The organism is Epilithonimonas zeae, assembly GCF_900141765.1.
In the GTDB taxonomy this organism is placed as follows: Bacteria; Bacteroidota; Bacteroidia; order Flavobacteriales; family Weeksellaceae; genus Epilithonimonas; species Epilithonimonas zeae.
Genome location: NZ_FSRK01000003.1, coordinates 444,431 through 465,507, shown reverse-complemented (window position 1 = coordinate 465,507; position 21,077 = coordinate 444,431). Strand labels below are relative to the sequence as shown.

At 33.8% G+C, this 21,077-nt stretch carries 22 protein-coding genes; 12 read left to right on the top strand and 10 right to left on the bottom strand.

Translation table 11 applies throughout. The annotated features are described in order from the left end of the window. Positions 1–16: 16 nt before the first annotated feature. The 3 genes from rplM to rpsB all read left to right on the top strand — a co-directional run bounded on the left by rplM (position 17) and on the right by rpsB (position 1,811). Positions 17–472: a 50S ribosomal protein L13 gene (gene rplM / locus BUR19_RS18390; RefSeq protein WP_074236969.1), complete on the top strand. Its 456-nt coding sequence runs from the start codon at positions 17–19 to the stop codon at positions 470–472. A 5-nt stretch (positions 473–477) separates the two neighbouring features. Beyond that, positions 478–864, top strand: a complete 387-nt coding sequence (gene rpsI, locus BUR19_RS18385) for a 30S ribosomal protein S9 (protein WP_074236968.1) — start codon at positions 478–480, stop codon at positions 862–864. A gap of 185 nt (positions 865–1,049) precedes the next feature. Further along, positions 1,050–1,811, top strand: a complete 762-nt coding sequence (rpsB, locus tag BUR19_RS18380; RefSeq protein ID WP_074236967.1) for a 30S ribosomal protein S2 — start codon at positions 1,050–1,052, stop codon at positions 1,809–1,811. Positions 1,812–2,160: 349 nt separating this feature from the next. Here rpsB and BUR19_RS18375 read toward each other — a convergent pair whose 3' ends face one another. Further along, positions 2,161–3,117 (bottom strand): acetyl-CoA carboxylase carboxyltransferase subunit alpha, encoded by a 957-nt coding sequence (locus tag BUR19_RS18375; protein WP_074236966.1) that lies wholly within the window; start codon positions 3,115–3,117, stop codon positions 2,161–2,163. A gap of 98 nt (positions 3,118–3,215) precedes the next feature. Further along, positions 3,216–4,937: a glutamate--tRNA ligase gene (gltX, locus tag BUR19_RS18370; protein WP_074236965.1), complete on the bottom strand. Its 1,722-nt coding sequence runs from the start codon at positions 4,935–4,937 to the stop codon at positions 3,216–3,218. 156 nt (positions 4,938–5,093) lie between these two features. Here gltX and BUR19_RS18365 point away from each other — a divergent pair, with 156 nt between their 5' ends. Genes BUR19_RS18365 through BUR19_RS18340 form a run of 6 tightly spaced genes read left to right on the top strand, consistent with a single transcriptional unit; the run spans position 5,094 to position 10,482 of the window. Next, entirely contained in the window at positions 5,094–5,438 is a 345-nt protein-coding gene (locus BUR19_RS18365) for a phosphomannose isomerase type II C-terminal cupin domain (RefSeq protein WP_074236964.1), read from the top strand. Positions 5,439–5,443: 5 nt separating this feature from the next. Beyond that, positions 5,444–6,640, top strand: coding sequence for a glycosyltransferase family 2 protein (locus BUR19_RS18360; RefSeq protein ID WP_074236963.1), 1,197 nt, complete (start codon positions 5,444–5,446; stop codon positions 6,638–6,640). After that, on the top strand, positions 6,603–7,256 hold the full coding sequence (locus tag BUR19_RS18355; RefSeq protein WP_074236962.1) for a glycosyltransferase: 654 nt from the start codon (positions 6,603–6,605) through the stop codon (positions 7,254–7,256). Before BUR19_RS18360 ends, BUR19_RS18355 begins: the two co-directional genes overlap by 38 nt. A gap of 29 nt (positions 7,257–7,285) precedes the next feature. Further along, the gene (locus BUR19_RS18350) at positions 7,286–8,509 is read left to right on the top strand and encodes a glycosyltransferase family 4 protein (RefSeq protein WP_074236961.1); all 1,224 of its coding nucleotides are present in this window, start codon (positions 7,286–7,288) and stop codon (positions 8,507–8,509) included. 12 nt (positions 8,510–8,521) lie between these two features. Next, the gene (locus tag BUR19_RS18345; RefSeq protein ID WP_074236960.1) at positions 8,522–9,655 is read left to right on the top strand and encodes a glycosyltransferase family 4 protein; all 1,134 of its coding nucleotides are present in this window, start codon (positions 8,522–8,524) and stop codon (positions 9,653–9,655) included. Continuing rightward, a complete protein-coding gene (locus BUR19_RS18340; protein WP_074236959.1) occupies positions 9,652–10,482 on the top strand; it encodes a glycosyltransferase family 2 protein in 831 nt (276 codons plus the stop codon). The genes BUR19_RS18345 and BUR19_RS18340 overlap by 4 nt, the downstream gene beginning before the upstream one ends. A 78-nt stretch (positions 10,483–10,560) precedes the next feature. On the opposite strand, the gene BUR19_RS18335 is transcribed toward BUR19_RS18340, so the two are convergent. After that, on the bottom strand, positions 10,561–11,526 hold the full coding sequence (locus BUR19_RS18335; RefSeq protein ID WP_074236958.1) for a glycosyltransferase family 2 protein: 966 nt from the start codon (positions 11,524–11,526) through the stop codon (positions 10,561–10,563). A 209-nt stretch (positions 11,527–11,735) separates the two neighbouring features. Between BUR19_RS18335 and BUR19_RS18330 the strand changes: the two genes are divergently transcribed. Continuing rightward, entirely contained in the window at positions 11,736–12,605 is an 870-nt protein-coding gene (locus BUR19_RS18330; protein WP_074236957.1) for a hypothetical protein, read from the top strand. An 18-nt stretch (positions 12,606–12,623) separates the two neighbouring features. On the opposite strand, the gene BUR19_RS18325 is transcribed toward BUR19_RS18330, so the two are convergent. The 7 genes from BUR19_RS18325 to pdxA form a co-directional block, all read right to left on the bottom strand. Then, positions 12,624–13,376, bottom strand: a complete 753-nt coding sequence (locus tag BUR19_RS18325; protein ID WP_074236956.1) for a glycosyltransferase family 2 protein — start codon at positions 13,374–13,376, stop codon at positions 12,624–12,626. Between the two features lies 1 nt (position 13,377). Next, the gene (gene rocD / locus BUR19_RS18320) at positions 13,378–14,628 is read right to left on the bottom strand and encodes an ornithine--oxo-acid transaminase (protein ID WP_074237048.1); all 1,251 of its coding nucleotides are present in this window, start codon (positions 14,626–14,628) and stop codon (positions 13,378–13,380) included. A gap of 102 nt (positions 14,629–14,730) precedes the next feature. Continuing rightward, positions 14,731–16,089 (bottom strand): acetyl-CoA carboxylase biotin carboxylase subunit, encoded by a 1,359-nt coding sequence (gene accC / locus BUR19_RS18315; RefSeq protein WP_074236955.1) that lies wholly within the window; start codon positions 16,087–16,089, stop codon positions 14,731–14,733. An 88-nt stretch (positions 16,090–16,177) separates the two neighbouring features. Continuing rightward, on the bottom strand, positions 16,178–16,654 hold the full coding sequence (accB, locus tag BUR19_RS18310) for an acetyl-CoA carboxylase biotin carboxyl carrier protein (RefSeq protein ID WP_074236954.1): 477 nt from the start codon (positions 16,652–16,654) through the stop codon (positions 16,178–16,180). A gap of 105 nt (positions 16,655–16,759) precedes the next feature. Continuing rightward, entirely contained in the window at positions 16,760–16,963 is a 204-nt protein-coding gene (rpmF, locus tag BUR19_RS18305) for a 50S ribosomal protein L32 (protein WP_027383684.1), read from the bottom strand. Positions 16,964–17,006: 43 nt separating this feature from the next. After that, positions 17,007–17,534 carry a YceD family protein gene (locus BUR19_RS18300; protein WP_074237047.1) on the bottom strand — a complete coding sequence of 176 codons (528 nt, stop codon included), beginning with the start codon at positions 17,532–17,534 and terminating at the stop codon, positions 17,007–17,009. 101 nt (positions 17,535–17,635) lie between these two features. After that, a complete protein-coding gene (gene pdxA, locus BUR19_RS18295) occupies positions 17,636–18,724 on the bottom strand; it encodes a 4-hydroxythreonine-4-phosphate dehydrogenase PdxA (protein ID WP_074236953.1) in 1,089 nt (362 codons plus the stop codon). Positions 18,725–18,940: 216 nt separating this feature from the next. On the opposite strand from pdxA, the gene BUR19_RS18290 reads away from it, so the two are divergent. Continuing rightward, positions 18,941–19,555: a riboflavin synthase gene (locus BUR19_RS18290; protein ID WP_074236952.1), complete on the top strand. Its 615-nt coding sequence runs from the start codon at positions 18,941–18,943 to the stop codon at positions 19,553–19,555. Between the two features lie 52 nt (positions 19,556–19,607). Then, the gene (locus BUR19_RS18285) at positions 19,608–21,062 is read left to right on the top strand and encodes a sensor histidine kinase (RefSeq protein ID WP_074236951.1); all 1,455 of its coding nucleotides are present in this window, start codon (positions 19,608–19,610) and stop codon (positions 21,060–21,062) included. Positions 21,063–21,077: the final 15 nt, after the last annotated feature.

Genomic DNA, 21,077 nt, shown 5'->3' with positions numbered 1-21,077 from the left:
TCGTAAACGATAAATTGTGAATACATTAAGTTACAAAACAGTATCGGCAAACAAGGCTACAGCAAATAAAGAATGGGTTGTTGTAGACGCTGCTGAGCAACCGTTGGGAAGACTAGCTTCTACCGTTGCAAAGATTTTGAGAGGTAAGCACAAAACGAATTACACGCCACACGTAGATTGTGGAGACAACGTAATCGTTTTGAACGCTGGGAAAGTTACGCTTTCCGGAAACAAGTGGGCAGACAAAACTTACATTTGGCACACTGGATATCCAGGTGGTCAGAAGTCTATGACTGCTGAGGAGCTTAAGAAAAAAGATGCTCTTAAAGTATTAGAAAAATCTGTAAAAGGGATGCTTCCTAAAAACAGATTAGGTTCGGCTTTATTCAAAAACCTTTATTTATATGAAGGAACAGAGCACAAACACGAAGCTCAACAGCCAAAAGTAATCAATGTTAACGAATTCAAATAATTAATATGTCTACAGTACACAAAATCGGAAGAAGAAAAACTTCTGTTGCAAGAGTTTATGTGAAGCCAGGAACTGGTAACATCACTATAAACGGTAAAGATGCTAAAACTTATTTCTGTACGGATGTTTTAGTTTATAAAGTGAATCAGCCATTTTTATTGACAGAAACTTTGGGTCAGTATGACTTAACTGTTAATGTTTTTGGAGGAGGTATTACTGGTCAGGCAGAAGCTATTAGACTAGGAGTTTCTAGAGCATTGTGTGAAATTAACGAAGAATTCAGATTACTTCTTAAGCCACACGGATTGTTGACTAGAGATGCAAGAATGGTAGAGAGAAAGAAACCAGGTCAGAAAAAAGCGAGAAAGAGATTCCAATTCTCAAAACGTTAATTTTTCAGATTCAGGATATCAGATACAAGATACAAGACTTTATGTTTTCTTCTTGGTTCTCGATTCTTGGCTCTATTATCTAAACAAAATATTGCCCGTTACGTTTAGCATCCAAACTTTACTCCCATCTAAAGTAAAGTTGATTGCGGAAAAGCGGAAAGTAAACTAACAAAAAACAAGAAAACATGGCAAAAGCAAATGTAAAAGACCTTTTAGAGGCTGGCGTACACTTCGGTCACATGACTCGTAAGTGGAATCCAAATATGGCTCCATACATTTTCATGGAGAAAAACGGTATTCACATCGTAGATTTACATAAAACAGCTGTTAAATTGGACGAGGCTTGTACAGCTTTGGAAAAATTAACTTCTGCAGGTAAAAAAGTTCTTTTCGTAGCTACTAAAAAGCAAGCGAAAGAAGTAGTAGCAAAACACGCTGCCGAACTTAACATGCCTTACATCACAGAAAGATGGCCAGGTGGTATGCTTACAAACTTTGTAACTATCAGAAAAGCAGTTAAGAAAATGAACTCTATCGATAAAATGAAGAAAGATGGTACTTTCGAAACTTTATCTAAAAAAGAAAGACTACAAGTTGATCGTCAAAGAGCAAATCTTGAGAAAAACTTAGGTTCTATCTCAGATATGGTTCGTCTTCCTTCAGCTATTTTCGTAGTTGACATTATGAGAGAACACATCGCAGTAACAGAGGCTAAAAAATTGGGTATCCCAGTTTTTGGTATCGTTGATACCAATTCAGATCCAAGAAAAGTGGATTTCGTAATCCCAGGAAATGATGATGCTTCTAAATCAATCGATATGTTGTTGAGCGTTGTTTCAGCTTCTATCAAAGATGGTTTGTCTCAAAGAAAAGCAGATAAAGAAAAATCTAAAGAAGAAGGCGAAAAAGTTTCTGCAGAAGCAGATGCTGATTTCGATGCTGAATAATTAGAATCTTTTCTAAAATATAAAAAGCGGTTCAATTTATTTGAATCGCTTTTTTTATGAATTATTTGGGCGCCTATTTCCGCCTTCCGCTCCCTATCTTTTTGCACGAAGATTTCAGATTAAATAGAACTCAAAGTATAAGCAAAAAAGGATTTCCGCTCAAGCCTAACGAAGTGGTTCATCGATTCAAATAAATTAAATATTAAATTGAAGATAAGTCAGGGCGCAGATTCGGCTTCCAATCAACAGTCGTCAATCAATACAAATAAAAACCCCTTCAGAGTTTCAAACTCTGAAGGGGTTTTTATTTTATACCAATAGCAAAAAGCTAATCGCCATAAGGAAAATGCTATCCTTTGAATTCTCCCATTGCAATAAACTTATCTTGTCTTTCAGCAACCAATTTCTCAACTGGCAATTTAGAAAGCGTTTTGATGTCTTTCAAGATGAATTTCTTCACGTTGTCGAAAGTTGCAGCATTATCATAATGAGCGCCTCCAAGTGGTTCAGGGATAATGTCATCAATTAATTTTTGCTTCAACATATCATCAGCAGTAAGTTTCATTGTAGTGGCTGCAGTCTCTTTGTATTCCCAGCTTCTCCAAAGAATAGCTGAACAGTTTTCCGGAGAAATTACAGAATACCAAGTGTTTTCCAACATATAAACTTTGTTTCCAACACCAATTCCTAATGCACCTCCACTAGCACCTTCACCAATGATGATGGTGATAATCGGAGTTTTCAATTGGCACATTTCATAGATGTTTCTGGCAATCGCTTCACCTTGTCCGCGTTCTTCCGCTTCAAGACCAGGATAAGCTCCAGGCGTATCTACGAAAGTTACCACAGGAATATTGAATTTCTCTGCCAATTTCATCAATCTAAGAGCCTTTCTATAACCTTCCGGGTTAGACATTCCAAAACGTCTGTGCTGACGTTCTTTGGTAGTTCTTCCTTTCTGAGTTCCGATTAGCATTACAGTATTTCCGCTGATGCTGGCAATTCCGCCAACCATTGCGGGATCGTCCCCAAAGTTTCTATCGCCGTGCAATTCAACAAAACTCCCTGCATCTGCCAAACCATTGATATAATCAAGTGTATAAGGTCTGTCCGGATGTCTGGAAAGCTGAACTTTTTGCCAAGGCGTAAGGCTTCCGTATATTTTTTTCTTAGTCTCTTCTATTTTTGTTTTGATCTTTTTGCAGGATTCATCTACATCAATTCCGCTTTCTGTGCCTAGTTGTACACATTTTTCGTATTGCTCGATCAGTTCTTTTACAGGTTGTTCAAATTCTAAATACTCCATATTTTGTTTGGATTAAACCGTTCAAAAATAATCTATTTTTTTTAAATGGATTCTAATATTAATAAAAAGTCTTCGAGAGCCTCAGACTGACAAATTAATTAGTTTAAACTAATAGCTTTTTCTATTCTTGCCAATGTTTCTTCTTTCCCGATAATGTTCATAATGTCTGGAACATCCGGGCCTTTCAATTCGCCTACCAAAGCGAGACGAAGAGGCATCATTACTTTTCCCATTCCTATAGAATGTTCTTCTGCAAAATGATGAATAGTATTTTTCAAAGTTTCTGAATCAAATTCTGAAGTTTTCAGTTTAGTTGAGAAATCTTTTAGGACTGCAGAAGTGGTTTCGTTCCAAGCTTTTTTGGTTGCTTTCTCATCGTAAGAAGTTGGGGCTTCAAAAAAGAATTTTCCGTCATTGTAAATGTCAACTACGAAAGTCGCATTTCTTTCTTTCATCAATGAAACAATTTGTAGTAATTTATCATCAGAAAGATTTAAACTTTTAACCTCATCCAAATCTTTGAATAATTGTAAAACTTCTTCATTAGATTTCAATTTCAAATATTCCTGATTGAACCATTTTGCTTTCTGTGGATCGAATCTTGCGCCAGCTTTATGAACTTTATTAAGGTCGAATTCGGCAATCATTTCGTCTATTGTTAAAATTTCTCTATCATTTGCAGGTGTCCAACCTAACAATGCCATCATATTGATGAAAGCTTCAGGGAAATAACCACATTCTTTGTAACCTTTTGAAATAATTCCTGTTTGTGGGTCTTTGAAATCCAAAGGAAATACTGGAAATCCAAAAATGTCACCATCTCTTTTGCTTAATTTTCCAGAAAAGAGACTAGATAAAAATTCTTTTATAAGGCTATTAAGATTATCATCATTTTCGTTTTTTTCTAATGTAGATTTATCAAAGAAATTTTGAAGGTATGAAAGCATTAATGTATTAACTTCAACAAAACTGTATTCTTTATTTTTATTAATAAATGCATTTGAAAAACTTATTGAAAAATTATTAATGTTTCTAATAAAGTCTTTGCCAGAAATCGTTTGTTTCAATATTAATGATAAATGCGCAAATTCAGGAGCTTCCCAACTCATCGCTTCATACAACAAAACGTGCAAAGGCATAGAAGGCAACCATTCTTCACCTCGGATAACGTGAGAGATTTTCATTTCAAAATCATCAACCACATTAGCAAAATGGTAAGTTGGCATTCCGTCATTTTTGATCAAAACCTTGTCATCAAGCGTATTTGTATTCACAGAGAAATTTCCTCTGATGATATCCTGAAGATTAAGTGTTCTGTCAATTGGCATTTTGAAACGAACCACATAAGGAACATTCTCATCCAATAATTTCTGAACTTCTTTAGAAGAAAGAGAAATACTGTTTCTCAATTGCTGTCTTGTCTGATGATTGTAGGCAAAAACATCACCTCTAGCTTCGAAGTCTTTTCTGATGGCATCCAATTCTTCAGGCGTATCGAAAGCTAAATAAGCATAATCTGTTTTCAGGATTTCCTCTTTGTATCTGTCGTAAATATCTCTTCTTTCAGATTGTCTGTAAGGAGCATAAGGTCCACCAACTTTTGGGCTCTCATCAGGAATAATTCCGCACCATTCCAAAGAATTCATAATATAGTCTTCGGCACCTTCTACATATCTTGCAGTATCCGTATCTTCGATTCTAAGAACAAATTCTCCACCTTGATTCTTAGCAAAAAGATAATCATACAAAGCAGTTCTAACACCTCCTAAGTGTAAAGCTCCCGTTGGACTTGGTGCAAAACGCACTCTTACTTTTTTCATTTGTAGATATTTAATTTTCTTTTAAAAGTCATATGCAATCGTATTATGATTCATTTCAAAAATTGTGGTGCAAAATTAAGAAATTCTGAGCGTTTTGCCTTTCGAATTTGGTTAATCTTTTCCGAAATACTATTTTTGTAGATTAAAATAAAAGCTATGCTAGAAATCGGAGAAAGACCTTGGGGTAAATATTATGTTTTGGCGGATGAACCAAATTACAAACTGAAAAGAATAGAAGTAAATCCCGGTCAGAAATTATCTTACCAGTTCCATCACAAAAGACAGGAACAATGGACAATTATTGAAGGAAATGCAACTATTGTTTTAGACGGAGAAGAAATCCCTTTGACTTATGGACAAAGCATTTTTATTCCACTAGGAGCGAAACATAGAATCATGAATCTTACAGAAGAACCTGTTGTTTTCATAGAAGTTCAGACAGGAACTTATTTTGGAGAAGAGGATATTGTGAGGCTGGAGGATGATTATGATAGGGAGTAAATGGAATGAACAATTTATCTTTTCTTGTTGGCTTAAAAAATAATTTAGAGTATTCTCAGAAGTTTTATGAGAATACTCGTTTATTATATAACGAAATTGAAATTGTTTTTGTGAGCTTTGGAAGTACAGACGGAACGCACGAATGGCTTGATTCTTTACAGGATAAAAATTTAAAATATTATTATTCAGATCATCATAAAACATTATCTGACACCTATAATAAAGCCCTAAAAGTTGCTACAAAAGAATTTGTTTGTTTCTTACATAATGATATGGTTTTAGGAAATAACTTCCTTGCAGAAATTTACCTCGCATTAGAAAAGCATAATATCATATATTATAAAACAATTGAACCTCCAATCTTCGGGAAAGATGAACGGCTTTGGAAAGAGGTGAAAGATTTTGGTAATTCTTTTGATGATTTTGATTACAAAGGTTTTTATGATTATGAGAAAAATAGCAATCCAAAACCCGGACAATTCGTAGATTCTGCTAGTTTCTTTCTAGCTTGTAGAAAAGATCTTTTATTAAATATTGGAGGTTTGGATCCGCTGTTTGCTCCTATGTTTTGTGAAGATGATGATTTGATACTACGGTTAAGGTTATCAGGAGAGAAAATTTTCTTATGTGTAAGTGCCATTACTTATCATTTTGTAAGTAAGACATCAAGATTTTCCGAAGAGTTCAGAAATAAAACTCTATCAATTGAAAAAAAATCCCAAAGAAATTTTGTCCGGAAATGGGGATTCCCTACCTTTTCAAAATCTAAAGCAAAGTATGATATAGGATTGATTCTGAAAAATGGAACTTTAGAGACTCTTTCAGGATTGGAGCCTTTAGTCTCTCAAATTTACACAGATTTTGACTTTAAAAGTTATTTGGAAACTGAACAACTGAATACTTCTATTAATTTGAATGAAAAGATACATCTATTAGCAGAAAAAAGAGAGCACGATGTTATGGTCTATGTGGATGGCAGTAAAATGAATTCGAAGACTTTACATATTTTGAATAATTTATCTGAGTTAATTTCGAATAGAGTAGAACAGAAACAATTTCGAATTTCATTTTTCAAACAACTGTATTATAAGATATTTAAAAATTATAAACCGATTATCATTATAAAAGAAGGAATAAGATTAGAAAAAAAACTTATAAAAAACTATGCTGAACAGGATTCTCAATTTTTTAAGAGTAAATAGCGTTACTTATGGGATTACTGTAAATAATGAAGCTAAGGAAGTGAAAAAACTTCTGGATATTCTTATTCCACTGATTGACGAAAATGATGAAATTATTGTATTGCAGGATGTTACAAAAGAAAATGCTGATGTTACAAAAACTTTAGATTCTTACGGAGGAAAAATCATAAGGATTACTTCCAAATTAGATGGTGATTTTTCAACCTTTAAAAATAATCTTATATCCCACGCTACCAAACAGTATTTATTTCAAATTGATGCCGATGAATATCCTCAGAAAAAGCTCATAAAAAACCTTAAATTCTTTCTTTGGAAAAATTTTAACTATGACTGTTTCGTGGTACCTCGGATAAATATTGTTAAGGGAATTACAGAATCTGATATTAAAAATTGGAATTGGAATTTGAATGAAAAGGATTATATAAACTTTCCGGATTATCAGAACAGAATTTTTAAATTGGGAAAAGATATAAGATGGCAGAATAAGATTCACGAAGTACTTGTCAATTTCAAAAAAGTAAAGAAGATGCCATCTAATACTGAAGATTATTGTTTAGTTCATATCAAAAATATTGATAGACAAAGAAATCAAAATGCTTTTTACGATACTTTATAGTTAAAGATTAAACACAAGAATTTATTATCGTGCAAAAAATAAAAGTCATATTTGATCTAGAAGTTATAGGAAATTCCTATAAAAATAATCAAACGGGAGTATACAGAGTTGCTTATGAGATCTTCAAACGTTTTGCATTGAGAGCAGATTTGAAAGTTCTATATTCTAACTTTAATTTTAACAAAGATAAACATACAAATTCAAAGATTGATCGGTTTATTTGTGAAAATCATGTAGTGATTAAACCTGCCACTTCTTTTAAAAGAATTAGATTTATTCCCTTTCGTAAAGAGAAATTTTTCAGAAAACTTTATAATAAATTTGGATTATTTGATTATAGAATAAGCTATAGTAAAGAAGTTGATACGGCCAACATATATCATTCATTATTCTATCCAATTCACGAAAGTCTTGCTAAATTCCCAGATATTAAAAAAATTGTAACAATACATGATTTGATCCCAGTATTGTTACCGGAATATAATTCTAATACGGAACTTCTGGAAAATACTATTACAAGTATTGGTAAGAATAATTTTGCAATCTGCGTATCCGAAAATACAAAAATGGATTTATTGAAATATGCTCCACAAATTGATCCTAATAAAGTATTTGTAAGTCTTTTAGCAGCATCGCCAGAATTTTTTTATCAATGTAAAAACGAGACAAAGTTCTCGGAAGTTCAAGGAAAATATAATATTCCAGAAAAGTATTTTTTAAGCCTAAGTACTTTAGAGCCACGTAAAAATATTGATCACGTCATTCGAAGTTTTGTGAGATTGATTTCTGACAAAAAAATTCATGATCTTAGTTTAGTTTTAGTTGGCGGTAAAGGTTGGGATTTTGATAAAATATTCAATGAATTTGGTCATGCAAAAGATTTTCAAGATAGAATTATCATAACTGGACGAATTCCTGATGAAGATTTGGCAAGTATTTACAGTCACGCGAATTCATTTTACTACATGTCTTTTTATGAAGGATTTGGACTTCCGCCACTTGAGGCAATGCAATGCGGCACGCCAAGTGTTGTTTCTGATACATCGTCATTACCCGAAGTCGTAGGAGAAGCTGGGATATTATTGGATCCAAAAGATCAGGAAAGTCTTGTAAAGTCTATGTGGAAGCTTTACAATGATAAGTTTTACAGAAATGAACTAAGTGAAAAATCGCTTATGCAAGCCAAAAAATTTTCGTGGGAAAAGACAGTTCAACAACATATTGATATTTATAATAAAATATTAAGTCTTTAATCTTGAGTCAATATGAAAATATTATTAGATCCGCAGATTTTTAGTCAGCAAACTTATGGTGGGATATCGAGATATTACACAGAAATATTTTCTGAACTTGAGAAAAAGGATGATTTGGAAGTTGTTTTACCAATTTACTATACCGATAATTTTTATCTCAAAACAAGCAATCTTCTTTCTAAAAATAAAATTCTAGTATCATTTTATAATCTTCTATCATTTTTTAAAATAAGTACAAAAACGCTCAGAAAGAAAAAATCAGAAAAGTCTTTAAAACAAGTTTGCCGGAATAATAATTATGATGTTTTTATTCCCACTTATTACAATCCTTATTTTCTTGATTTAATAGGAGAAAAACCTTTTGTGCTAACTGTTTATGATATGATTCACGAATTGTTTCCACAGTATTTTTCTGATGATCCTTATAGGGTTATAGAAAATAAAAAAAAACTAATTTACAAAGCTACTCGCATCATTGCGGTTTCTCATAATACAAAAAAAGACATACTAAAAATCTTTCCTAATATTGATGCGAATAAAATTCATGTCATTCACCATGGCAGTTCTATAAAAATTAAAGAGTACGGCAAAGTTAATTTGCCAAAGAATTATGTTTTATACGTCGGATCCAGAGCCGATTATAAAAATTTCAGATTTTTAGTCAGTGCTATTAAACCAATTCTAAAAGAAAATCCAGATTTGGTATTATTAGCCGCAGGAGGTGGTGAATTCAAAGATGACGAAATCAATTACATCGAAGATAAGGGTCTGAGTCAACAAATTAAGCAAAAGAATTTTGAGGAAGATCAGTTGGGACATTTCTATAAAAATGCGAAATTTTTTGTTTTTCCGTCACAATATGAAGGATTCGGAATACCGGTTCTCGAATCAATGGCTTGTGGATGTCCTATCATCCTGTCCAATAACGCATCTTTTCCTGAAGTTGCTGGAGATGCAGGTATATATTTTGATAGTACGTCAGAAGAGGATTTAAGAAGCCAAATCAGAATGTTACTAGATGATGATAATTTAAGAACACTATTCTCCGAAAAAGGATTGGAGCAGGTGAAAAAATTTGATTGGAAAGTGGCAGCAGAACAATGTTTGGAGGTTTACAGACAAGCAGTAGAAGATAAGAGAAAATGAAATTAACAGTATTAACAATCAACTATAATAATAAAGAAGGTCTGATTAAAACTTTTGAATCTATCTGGGCTCAGACCTGGAAAGATTTTGAGTTTATTGTAATTGACGGTGGAAGCACTGATGGCAGCAAAGAACTGATTGAACAAAATGATCAGATAAATTACTGGGTTTCTGAGAAAGATTCTGGGGTCTACAATGCAATGAACAAAGGAATTAAAAAGGCAGAAGGCGATTACATCATCTTTATGAATAGTGGCGATTTCTTTTATGATGAGTTTGTTCTGGAAAAGATAAGAGCTGAATTCGATTTTGATATAGATATTTTATATGGAGATTCCGTTTTCTTTAATGACCAAGGTTATCGAAAAGTTATTAAGGCTCCGGAAAAATTAACCTTTGGTTTTTTCTATGATGGTGGGCTTAATCATCAGGCTGTATTTATCAAAAAATCTTTATTTAACGACTACTTTTTTTATAATGAAGAGTACAAAATTTGTGCAGACTGGGAGTTTTTTATTATCATGGTTTGTCTTCATAATGTATCGTTCAAACATTTGAAGGAGATTATTTGTTATTATGATTTCTCTGGTATTTCTGCAAAAGTTGAAAACCTGCCGATTTACATTCAGGAAAGAGAAACAACTCTCAATAAGTATTTTGCAGCCTTCAGAGAAGATGCAGAATTGGCTAAGGAGACTCGAACAAAAAGAGTAAAGCAGGTTTTACACATCAAAAAATATCCGGTAGCTTGGCGGATTTTTAAATGGATGATCAGCTTATTTCTTTTGTTTTTACCAAGAATTCAAAAAAAATCTTCGGACAAATAATTTGTTTTTTATGTAAAAGATTTGAAAAAGGCTTAAGTCATTTTTCTGTAAATACAATACAGAAAATAATCAAAGGTATTACTTTGAGATCAATCTCGTGTACAAATTTGGATAATAATAATATAGCCTTACATGAAGATAAAATTCTATACCAATATCTCTAGCAGGATATACCAAAAGTGATTTAAAAGATTGTCGAATTTCTTCCTTTTCTGTTCGCATTTCCCTTTCGGTTGTGCTTCTTAGAATCCGTTTAAGAACCATCAGAAGTTTTCGGATAAAATCTTTTATGACTTTTCCGTTATTTTTAAGATGTGTTTTACTTTGCCAAAATTTGTAAACATCCATTATCGCCAAATAAAAATAATAGGCAGTTTCAGGAGAGAGACTATGAGAGAGGCTGTCATCAAGCTGTATATAATGATAAAGCTTATCATTGCATTTAACAACTTTTTCGGCTTTATCAAAAACTTTGAAAAGTGTTGAGTAATCTTCAAAACATTTCAGGTTTTCTGGGAAGCGCACATTGTTAAAAAAAGATGCTTTGTATAATTTCCCCCACGGATGGCTTTGGATAACATTGTCTTCCAATAAAAGAGATAACGCCCTTTTTCCGTCCAATACTTTCTCTTCTGATGTGGGTTTGTCAAATACAACATTTCCGTTTTCATCTTCGTATGAGGCTTCTATAATGGAAATGTCAGCATTTTGTTCAATAAGTAGCTGATACAATTCTGAACAATAATCTGGTTCTACCCAGTCATCAGAATCGACAAAACAAATATATTCACCTGTGGCAACTTTTAAACCTTCATTTCTCGTTTTTGAAACACCTGAATTCTCTTGCCGGAAAATTTTTATTCTGTCATCTCTACGTTGGAAGTCTTCATATATTTTTGAAGTATTATCGGTCGAACCATCATCAATCAAAATAATTTCTAGATTATTGTAAGATTGTTGAATTACAGAAGTCAGACATTTCTCCAACGACCTTTCGGCATTATAACAAGGGATGATTACGCTAATCAATGGATAGTTATTCATAAGAATTTTTGATGAAGAAAAATTTATATTTGAATAAAAATCATTCCTTTTTACTTTTTAATGGCTATACTTGCCGAATATTTATGCCAAAATTAGTAAAAATATATCAAGCGGAAAAAATCGAGACCAGCTTGTTTTTATTAATTTTGGCATAAAGTTGAATAAACTTAGTATTATATTAAAAATTTTTAAACGAAATTTCCACCGATATGAATATAATTTATCTGGTATTTGGCAATAACATGGACAATTATCAGCAAGTCTATTTTTCTGTCTACACAGCTTTTGCGCATAAAAATACTGAAGACAGGATTATCGTTGTTGCAGAAGATCCATCATTATTTGCTTCTTTTCAGGATAAGATAGAAATAATACCCATTAGCCGTGCAATTATAAAAGAGTGGGAAGGCAAATATCAATTTTTTTGGAGAGTGAAAATCAAAGCGCTACAATTAGTGGCCGAAAAATATCCATTAGACTCTATTCTATATTTAGACGGAGATACTTTTTTTTATCAGAATATGGATTCTATACGGGATGGAATGAAAAATGGACAAAATTTTATGCATGTAGAGGAAGGAAAACTATCGGCTCTTTCATCAAAAACTGAAAAACTGATGTGGAAACAAATGAAGGGAAAATCGTATTTTAATACTAAAATAGACGATGATTCTACGATGTGGAATGCAGGGTTGATCGGTATTTCTCCAAAACATTTTGCTTGTCTTGATTTAACTTTAGAAATTAATGACGCAATGTGTGCAGATGGCGTGACAAGAAGACTAATAGAACAATTTGCCTTCTCATTAGGATTGAATAAATATTCATCCCTGAAACCTGCGGATCATGTCGTTGGACATTATTGGGGAAATAAGCCAGAATGGAACAAAATCATTGGCCATTTTTTGAAAGAAATCTTCATGAAGAATTATTCTTTAGATCAAATTATAGAAAGGATAAGAGAAATAGATTTTACTCAAATTCCAATTAAGGTAAAGGAATCTACTTCCCAAAGAAAACTCAAAAACTTGGTTGATCAATTTTATAAGAATAAAAAACCTATTTACATTAAGAAATAAAACTCTTAAGAATTTGAGTTAGTGCTTCAAAGTTCTATAAGTCTCGTAGACGTATAAACTCTGAAGATAGCTGATTTTCAATCCATTGATACCATCCAATATTCCAATTTTTAGAAAATAAGTTTTAAAGAATTTGAAAATAACTTTGCTCCATTGTTTGATGAAGTTATATTTTTCGCCCTTCAGTTGAAGTTCCTGCCCTTTTAATCTACCATAAGACAACATTTTATTTCTGAATTGCTCGTAGTTTTCAAAGGAATAGTGAAGAAGTTTATGTTTTAAAACTCCTGTTGTTCCACTGACTTCCAAAGTCTCATGAACTTTTTTATTTTTAGAATAACGTGCTTTTGACTTTCTGAATAAACGGAAATTTTTATCATTCTGAGTGCCTGAAAAATTGATTTGTTTCCTTCCTAGAAAAAATGTTCTGTAAAAATAATACGCATCTTTAGCATCAGGATTTTTAACAGTTTCGATAATTTCCTCTCTTAGTTTCGGTGTAATTCTTTCATCACCATCTAAAAATAAGACCCAGTCATTTTTTGTCTCCTCCAAAGCGAGATTTCTTTGTTTTGTAAAATCTTCAAATTTGTTTTGAATAATTTTCACTTTCGGAAATTGCCTTGCGATTTCTAAAGTTTTATCTGTGCTGAAAGAGTCTACAAGAATAATTTCATCACAAAAGTCAAAACATTCAAGAACTTCCTGAATGTTTTTTTCTTCATTATAAGTGATGATGAGTCCGCTTATCTGCTCTTTCAGCTGCTGCATTTTATTTTTGAAATTCTAAAATTGTATTTTCGATAATGTTTATACAATCTAAAAGTTGTTCTTCTGTAATAACCAAAGGAGGTGCCAATCTAATAATATTACCGTGCGTAGGCTTAGCTAGAAGACCATTTTCTTTCAGCTTTACACAAATATTCCAAGCGGTTTTGCTATCTGGAGTGTCATTAATAAGAATAGCATTTAATAAACCTTTCCCACGAACTTTTGTGATTAAGTCTGTTTTCTGAATTAATTTTTCAATTTTCGAACGGAATAACTGTCCTAATTCTTCCGCTCTTTCGGATAATTTTTCTTCGGCTACAACATCCAAAGCGGCAACTGCAACCGCACAAGCAATTGGATTGCCTCCGAATGTAGAACCATGTTGGCCAGGTTTGATTACATTCATAATCTCATCATTTGCTAAAACTGCAGAAACAGGATACATTCCTCCAGATAATGCTTTTCCTAAAATCAAAATATCGGGTTGAACATTTTCGTGATAACAAGCAATCAATTTTCCGGTTCTTGCAATTCCGGTTTGAACTTCATCGGCAATGAAAAGGACGTTATATTTTTTACAAAGTTCTAAAGCATTTTTTAAATAATTTTCATCTGGAACATAAACACCGGCCTCTCCTTGAATTGGTTCCACTAAAAATGCAGCAATATTCTGAGCATCATTTATAAGTGTTTCTTCCAAAGCAGCTAAATCATTGTAAGGAATTTTTATAAACCCAGGTGTGAAAGGTCCGTAGTTTTGATTAGCATCAGGGTCATTCGAGAAAGATACAATCGTCGTAGTTCTTCCGTGGAAGTTGTTTTCGCAAACGACTATTTTTGCAGCATTTTCAGAAATACCTTTGACTTCATAACTCCATTTTCTGGCTAATTTTACAGCCGTTTCTACAGCCTCAGCACCAGAATTCATTGGCAGAACTTTATCAAAACCAAAAAGAGTTGTTATTTTTTTCTCATATTCTCCAAGATTTGCATTGTAAAAAGCTCTTGAAGTCAGTGCTAATTTTTTGGCTTGATTGATTAGAGCTTCTACAATTTTTGGATGAGAGTGTCCTTGATTAACAGCGGAGTAGGCGGAAAGGAAATCATAATACTTCTTGCCTTCTACATCCCAAACAAATACGCCTTCACCTTTTTCTAAAACCACAGGAAGCGGATGGTAATTGTGTGCACCGTATTGATTTTCTAGGTCGATGAAGTATTGAGAATTCTTTTCCTGAACTGCTGTTGACATATCTTTAATTTTTGTAAAAATAATAAATTTGGATCCAATAATAACAACGAAAAATGCCCAACTTTTAAAGTCAGGCATTTTTATCTATAAGGATGATAATCTTTAGATATGATTATCAAAACTTTTGTCCATTACAAAATCTTCCATAAACTTGGTCGTGTAATTTCCGGCAAGGAAATCCTCATTTTCCAATAATTGTCTGTGGAAAGGGATGGTAGTTTTTACACCTTCGATGTAAAATTCTTCCAAAGCACGCTTCATTTTTGCAATTGCTTCATCTCTTGTTTGAGCTGTTACGATTAATTTTGCAATCATTGAATCATAGTTGGAAGGAATTGTATATCCGGAATAAACGTGCGTGTCAACTCTCACACCGTGTCCACCAGGAATATTAAGTTCTTTAATTTTCCCCGGAGAAGGACGGAAATCTGCGTAAGGATCTTCCGCATTGATTCTACACTCGATGGCGTGCATTTTCGGATAATAATTTTTTCCGCTGATTGGCGTTCCAGAAGCTAATAGAATCTGCTCACGAATCAAGTCAAAGTCTACAACTTGCTCAGTAATTGGATGTTCTACTTGGATTCTGGTATTCATTTCCATAAAATAGAAGTTTCTGTGTTTGTCTACCAAAAATTCTATAGTTCCAACACCTTCATATCCAATATATTCAGCGGCTTTTACAGCGGCTGCTCCCATTTTCTCACGAAGTTCATCCGTCATAAAAGGAGAAGGCGTTTCTTCAATCAGTTTCTGATTTCTTCTTTGGATAGAACAGTCTCTTTCAGAAAGGTGGCAAGCTTTACCAAATTGATCCCCAGCAATCTGGATTTCAATATGTCTTGGCTCTTCGATCAGTTTTTCCATGTACATTCCGCCATTTCCAAAAGCCGCAACAGCTTCCTGAATTGCAGAATCCCAATGTTCTTTCAGATCTTCTTCTCTCCAAACAGCTCTCATTCCTTTTCCACCACCACCGGCAGTCGCTTTAATCATCACAGGATAACCAACCACTTTTGCAGTCGCTTTGGCATCTTCGTAAGAATCGATCAAACCATCAGAACCTGGAACGCAAGGTATTCCTGCTTCTTTCATAGTCGCTTTAGCCGTAGCTTTGTCGCCCATTTTTTCGATTTGCTCAGGCGTTGCTCCAATGAATTTGATTCCGTTTTTCGCACAGATTCTAGAGAAATTAGCATTCTCTGAAAGGAATCCGTAGCCTGGATGGATTGCATCTGCATTAGTGATTTCTGCAGCAGCGATAATATTAGGGATTTTAAGATAAGAGTCTTTGCTCATCGCAGGACCAATGCAAACAGCCTCGTCTGCAAAACGAACGTGAAGACTGTCTTTGTCTGCTGTAGAATAAACTGCAACAGTTTTTATCCCCATTTCTTTTGCCGTACGTAAGATTCGCATTGCTATCTCACCACGGTTTGCGATCAATATTTTTTTGAACATCCTTTTATAATTAAAAATTAAGAATTAAAAATTAAGATAAAGTGCATCAACTAAATAATCACTTATCACTTATAATTTATCAATTATATTAAGATGGATCAACTAAAAATAATGGTTGGTCATATTCTACAGGAGAAGAGTCCTCTACCAATATTTTTACAATCTTTCCGCTAACTTCTGACTCGATTTGGTTGAAAAGTTTCATTGCTTCTATAACACAAACCACTTTCCCTTCTGTTACAGAATCGCCTACGTTTACGAAAACATCTTTATCTGGAGATGGTTTTCTGTAGAAAGTTCCAATCATTGGAGATTTGATAGTGATATATTTGCTGTCATCAGCAGCGCTAGCAGCATCAGAGTTTACAACAGGAGCAGAAACTGGATTTGCAGCCGGTGCAGAAACAGGAGCCTGATAAGCAACTTGTGGAGTTACATAGCTTACAGCTTCGCCTCCTAGTGGAGTTTTGATATAGATTTCGAAGTCTTTATTTTTATATTTCACTTCGGAAACACCTGCCTTTGCAACAAATCTTACAAGATTCTGAATGTCTTTTATATCCATAAAATTTTTAAATTGTTTTGAACGCCAAATATAATAAAAAACCACTCAAATTGATAAAATCCGAGTGGTTTTTTATGCTAAGTATAAGATTATCAAAGATAGATCTTAGTTTTCTTCTGTAGTTTCTACGGTTTTCTCTAATACAACTTTTCCTCTGTAATAAAGTTTTCCTTCATGCCAGTGTGCTCTGTGGTATAAGTGCATTTCTCCAGACGTAGCGTCTTTTGCCAATTGAGGAACTACAGCTTTGTAGTGAGTTCTTCTTTTATCTCTTCTTGTAGACGACTGTCTTCTTTTAGGATGTGCCATTGTTAGTACTTTTTAAAATTCTTACGAATTATATTGTTATTGCTTAATTGTTATCTTTCAATTTTTTCAAAGCTTCCCATCTTGGGTCTGTGCTTTCCTTTTCCTCTTCGACTATTTTTGGACTGTATTGGTCTAATATTTTTTGATATTCATCATTGTCTCTTACAGATGGCGCCAGTTTTTTCATCGGAATTGATAAAACAACCGCTTCATATATAAGGTTGGCAAGGTTGAATTCGCCATCTTTTTTATTGATGGTAATTACATCTTCATCACTGTCATCATATTCTTCTCCAAATTTTACAAGAATTTTCAAATCATTCTCAATATTTTCAGAAAATTCATCATTGCTAATGTCGCAAATCAATTGAACGGTTCCTGAAACATTAATGAAGAACTCCAAAAAAGTTGTATGCTTGTCCAAAAGAACATTAGCATTGATTTTTGGATTAAAAAATTCCTGCTCAGTCTCAAATAAATCAAAGAACTCTTGATTAATTTCAAATATGAAATCGTGTTTACCCGGTTTTAAGCCTAAAAAGGCAACGTCATAGTTTCTAATTCTGTCCATAAAAACGGTTTGCAAAAATAATTTATTTTTTTTAAATAACAAAATCTTTTTTGGAAATACTTGACTTGCAAAAATTTACTCCTCAAAAACTGATTTTTTGTCTAGCTATTTTCAAGCGGAAGGTCTTCGTCTATCCCATTATTAGCGTGAGAAGCTTTCGGACGAAGACGATTGCTCATCAAATCGTGGTATTCTTCTCTGTTTTTAAAAATATGGATGGCTGTAAAAATTGCTTCGGAAAAAGAAGTCTCATCCGCCATATTTTTCCCCGCAATATCATAAGCAACGCCGTGGTCTGGAGATGTTCTGATGAAAGGCAATCCTGCTGAGTAATTTACGCCCTCTTCATAAGCAATTGTTTTGAAAGGTGCCAGACCTTGGTCGTGATACATTGCCAAAACAGCATCGAAAGCTTTATATTTTTCAGGCTGGAAAAAACTGTCTGCCGGATACGGTCCAAAAGCTAAAGTTCCATTATTAAAGAGTTCTTTTATCGCAGGTTCTATAATCTCTATTTCTTCTTTACCGATTACACCGCCATCGCCAGCGTGTGGATTGAGCCCTAGGACTGCAATTTTTGGTTTTTCTACACAGAAATCTTCTTTCAAAGTTTTCACCAATTGTGTGATTTGCTTTTTCAATTTCTCTTTGGTGATATTCTGTGCAATCTCAGCAACAGGAATGTGATGTGTAGAAACAGCCACTTTCAAATTGTTGGTTACCATAAACATTACCGCTTTTTTGCCTGCCTTTTCTTCGAAATAACCAGTGTGCCCAGCGTGAGCGAAACCATATTTCATCATTTCGTCCTTATTAATAGGAGCGGTTACGATAACATCTACTTCATTATTCAGAAGAGCTTGGGTAGCAGATTCCAGAGAATCAATCGCCATTTTTGTGGATTCTTCCGTTGGAACACCGAATTCTACATTGCTATTTTCTTTGGTAAGATTCACCATATTGATTTTCCCAGACTGTGCTTCTTTTGCAGAATTGATGTAATTGAAGTTGGTCTGAAGCTTGAAAATATTTTTCTGATAAGTGAATAGTTTACCCGAACCAAAAATAACCGGCGTGAAAAAATCTGTTATGCTTTTATCTTTCAGAGATTTTAGAATAATCTCGGGTCCGATTCCGTTGAAATCGCCGATTGAAATTCCTACTCTGATTTTATGATGTTTGGAGCTCATTTGTTTATCTTTGACATTTAAAAGAATTTTACAAATTTAGGTTTTTTAGGTTGTTTTTATAACTATTTGTTTACATATTATACTAAGCAGTTAGTAAAATATGCAATATTTATAGCCCCGATTGCAACGACATCCTTTTTCTTTTTTTGCTAAAAAAGAAAAAGATATAGTGGAAAGCGGGATTAAGCTCCTGAAAAAATCAATAAAACCAAAAGAATGTTTACAGGAATAATAGAAGCGACCGGAAAGGTTGAGAAAATCGATAGAAATGAAGGGAATATTGATTTTGTGTTGAGTTGTCCTTTTACTCAGGAATTGAAAATCGACCAAAGTCTGGCACACAACGGCTGCTGCCTGACAGTTGTGGAAATCAATAGTGATTCTTATAAGGTGACGGCCATCAATGAAACGCTTGAAAAAACGAATCTTGGTGCGTGGAATGTTGGAACGGAAGTGAATTTGGAACGTTGTTTGAAATTCGAAGGTAGATTGGATGGTCATATTGTGCAAGGTCACGTGGACAAAACCGGAGTCGTTGAAAGTATCGAAGACCAGAATGGAAGTTATCTCATTACAGTTTCTTACAAGGAAACCAACGAGTATAGAACAGTTCCGCAAGGTTCTATCACGCTGAACGGAACGAGTCTTACGGTTGCTGAAAGCGAAACGAACCAGTTTTCTGTGGCAATAATTCCGTACACTTGGGAGTTTACGAATATGAAACATTTGAAAATTGGCGATGTTGTGAATTTGGAATTTGACATCATCGGAAAATATGTTGCGAAACTTTTGAAATCGCCATTGTCTAATATGGTGCAAAAATATCAGTAGAATTGGCAATTGCATAAACTCCAAAAACGAAAAACTACATTTGAAAAGCAAAATGCCATTAAATGATTATAAAGGTTACCGGTTAAGAAACAGGGTTTTTATTGGATTTCTCGCTATTTGTTTCCTAAGTGTCATCGCTTCGGCTACTTTGTCTTATGTGATTTTGAGAGACAATGCGAAGAAGCAAAGCCAACAGGATATGCAAAACAAGTCCGAAGCTCTTATGTCTTCTTTGGATTATGCGCTCAGCCATTCTCAGGTAGAAACCTATGATATTCCTAAAATTCTTGAAAACGAAATCTACGAAATTGCTGATATCAACAAGCACGACATTATTATATATGATTTAAATGGTAATTATCTTTTGTCTAACAAAGACCCGAATCTTGTTGCCCAAAAGAAAATGCCGTCTGATGTTATAAAGGCCATCAAGAAAAACGGTAAACAATACGATGATAAAGCTTACGACGAAAAACTTAAAGCGACGATTGTTTCCTCATATATGGTATTGAAAAATAATATGTTGGAAAATATTGCTTATGTATATTTTCCGTATTATCATAACGAGAGTGCTTATATGGAGGTTTTCAAAGAGTATTTTATTTACATCATTGGTGTCAATCTCCTTATCATATTGTTCAGTATTTGGTTTAGCTGGATTATTTCGAATAATTTGACGGAAGCGATTATCCGATTTACTTCGATGATTAGTAAAATCAACTTGTTTGATAAGAACCTCAATCCCATCAAATATTATAAAAACGATGAGCTAAATGCTTTGGTTAAGGCTTATAATAAAATGATTGCGGAAATTGCTGACCAACGCGAACGTCTCAGTTATATCGAGAAGCAATCAGCTTGGCAAGAAATGGCGAAGCAAGTGGCTCACGAGGTGAAAAATCCGTTGACGCCAATGAAGTTGATGATGCAAAATTTCGAGAGAAAATTTGACCCGAACGCCCCAGATAATGCTACTAAAGTTAAAAATCTTAGTGAAATTATCATTGGGCAAATTGATGTTATCAGTAGAGTAGCGAGTGCGTTTTCTGAATTTGCGCAGTTGCCTCAAAAAAATGATGAAGAAATTTCTTTGAATAAAGAAGTGAAAAATGTGTTGACGATTTTCAGTGATGAAAATATATTTGTTCACGCCAATCACGATAATATTCCGATGAAAATTGACAGAGATTATCTTTCGAGAATCATCACCAATCTAGTGACCAACGCAAGTCAGGCAAAAGCAGATGATAGAAAATCCGTCATCAATGTAGATTTGGAAAAAATTGAAAAACGAATTAGAATCACGGTCGAAGATAATGGAGTAGGGATTTCTGAAGATAAAATAACGAAGATTTTCGACCCGAATTTCACTTCCAAAAGCAGTGGAATGGGAATAGGTCTTACGATGGTAAAACGAATGGTTGAAGATTATAACGGAACGATAACTGTAGTTTCCGAGCCAGATAAAGGAGCGACATTCACCATCTCAATGCCTTCTAATTTATAGATTTCAAAGTGGTAA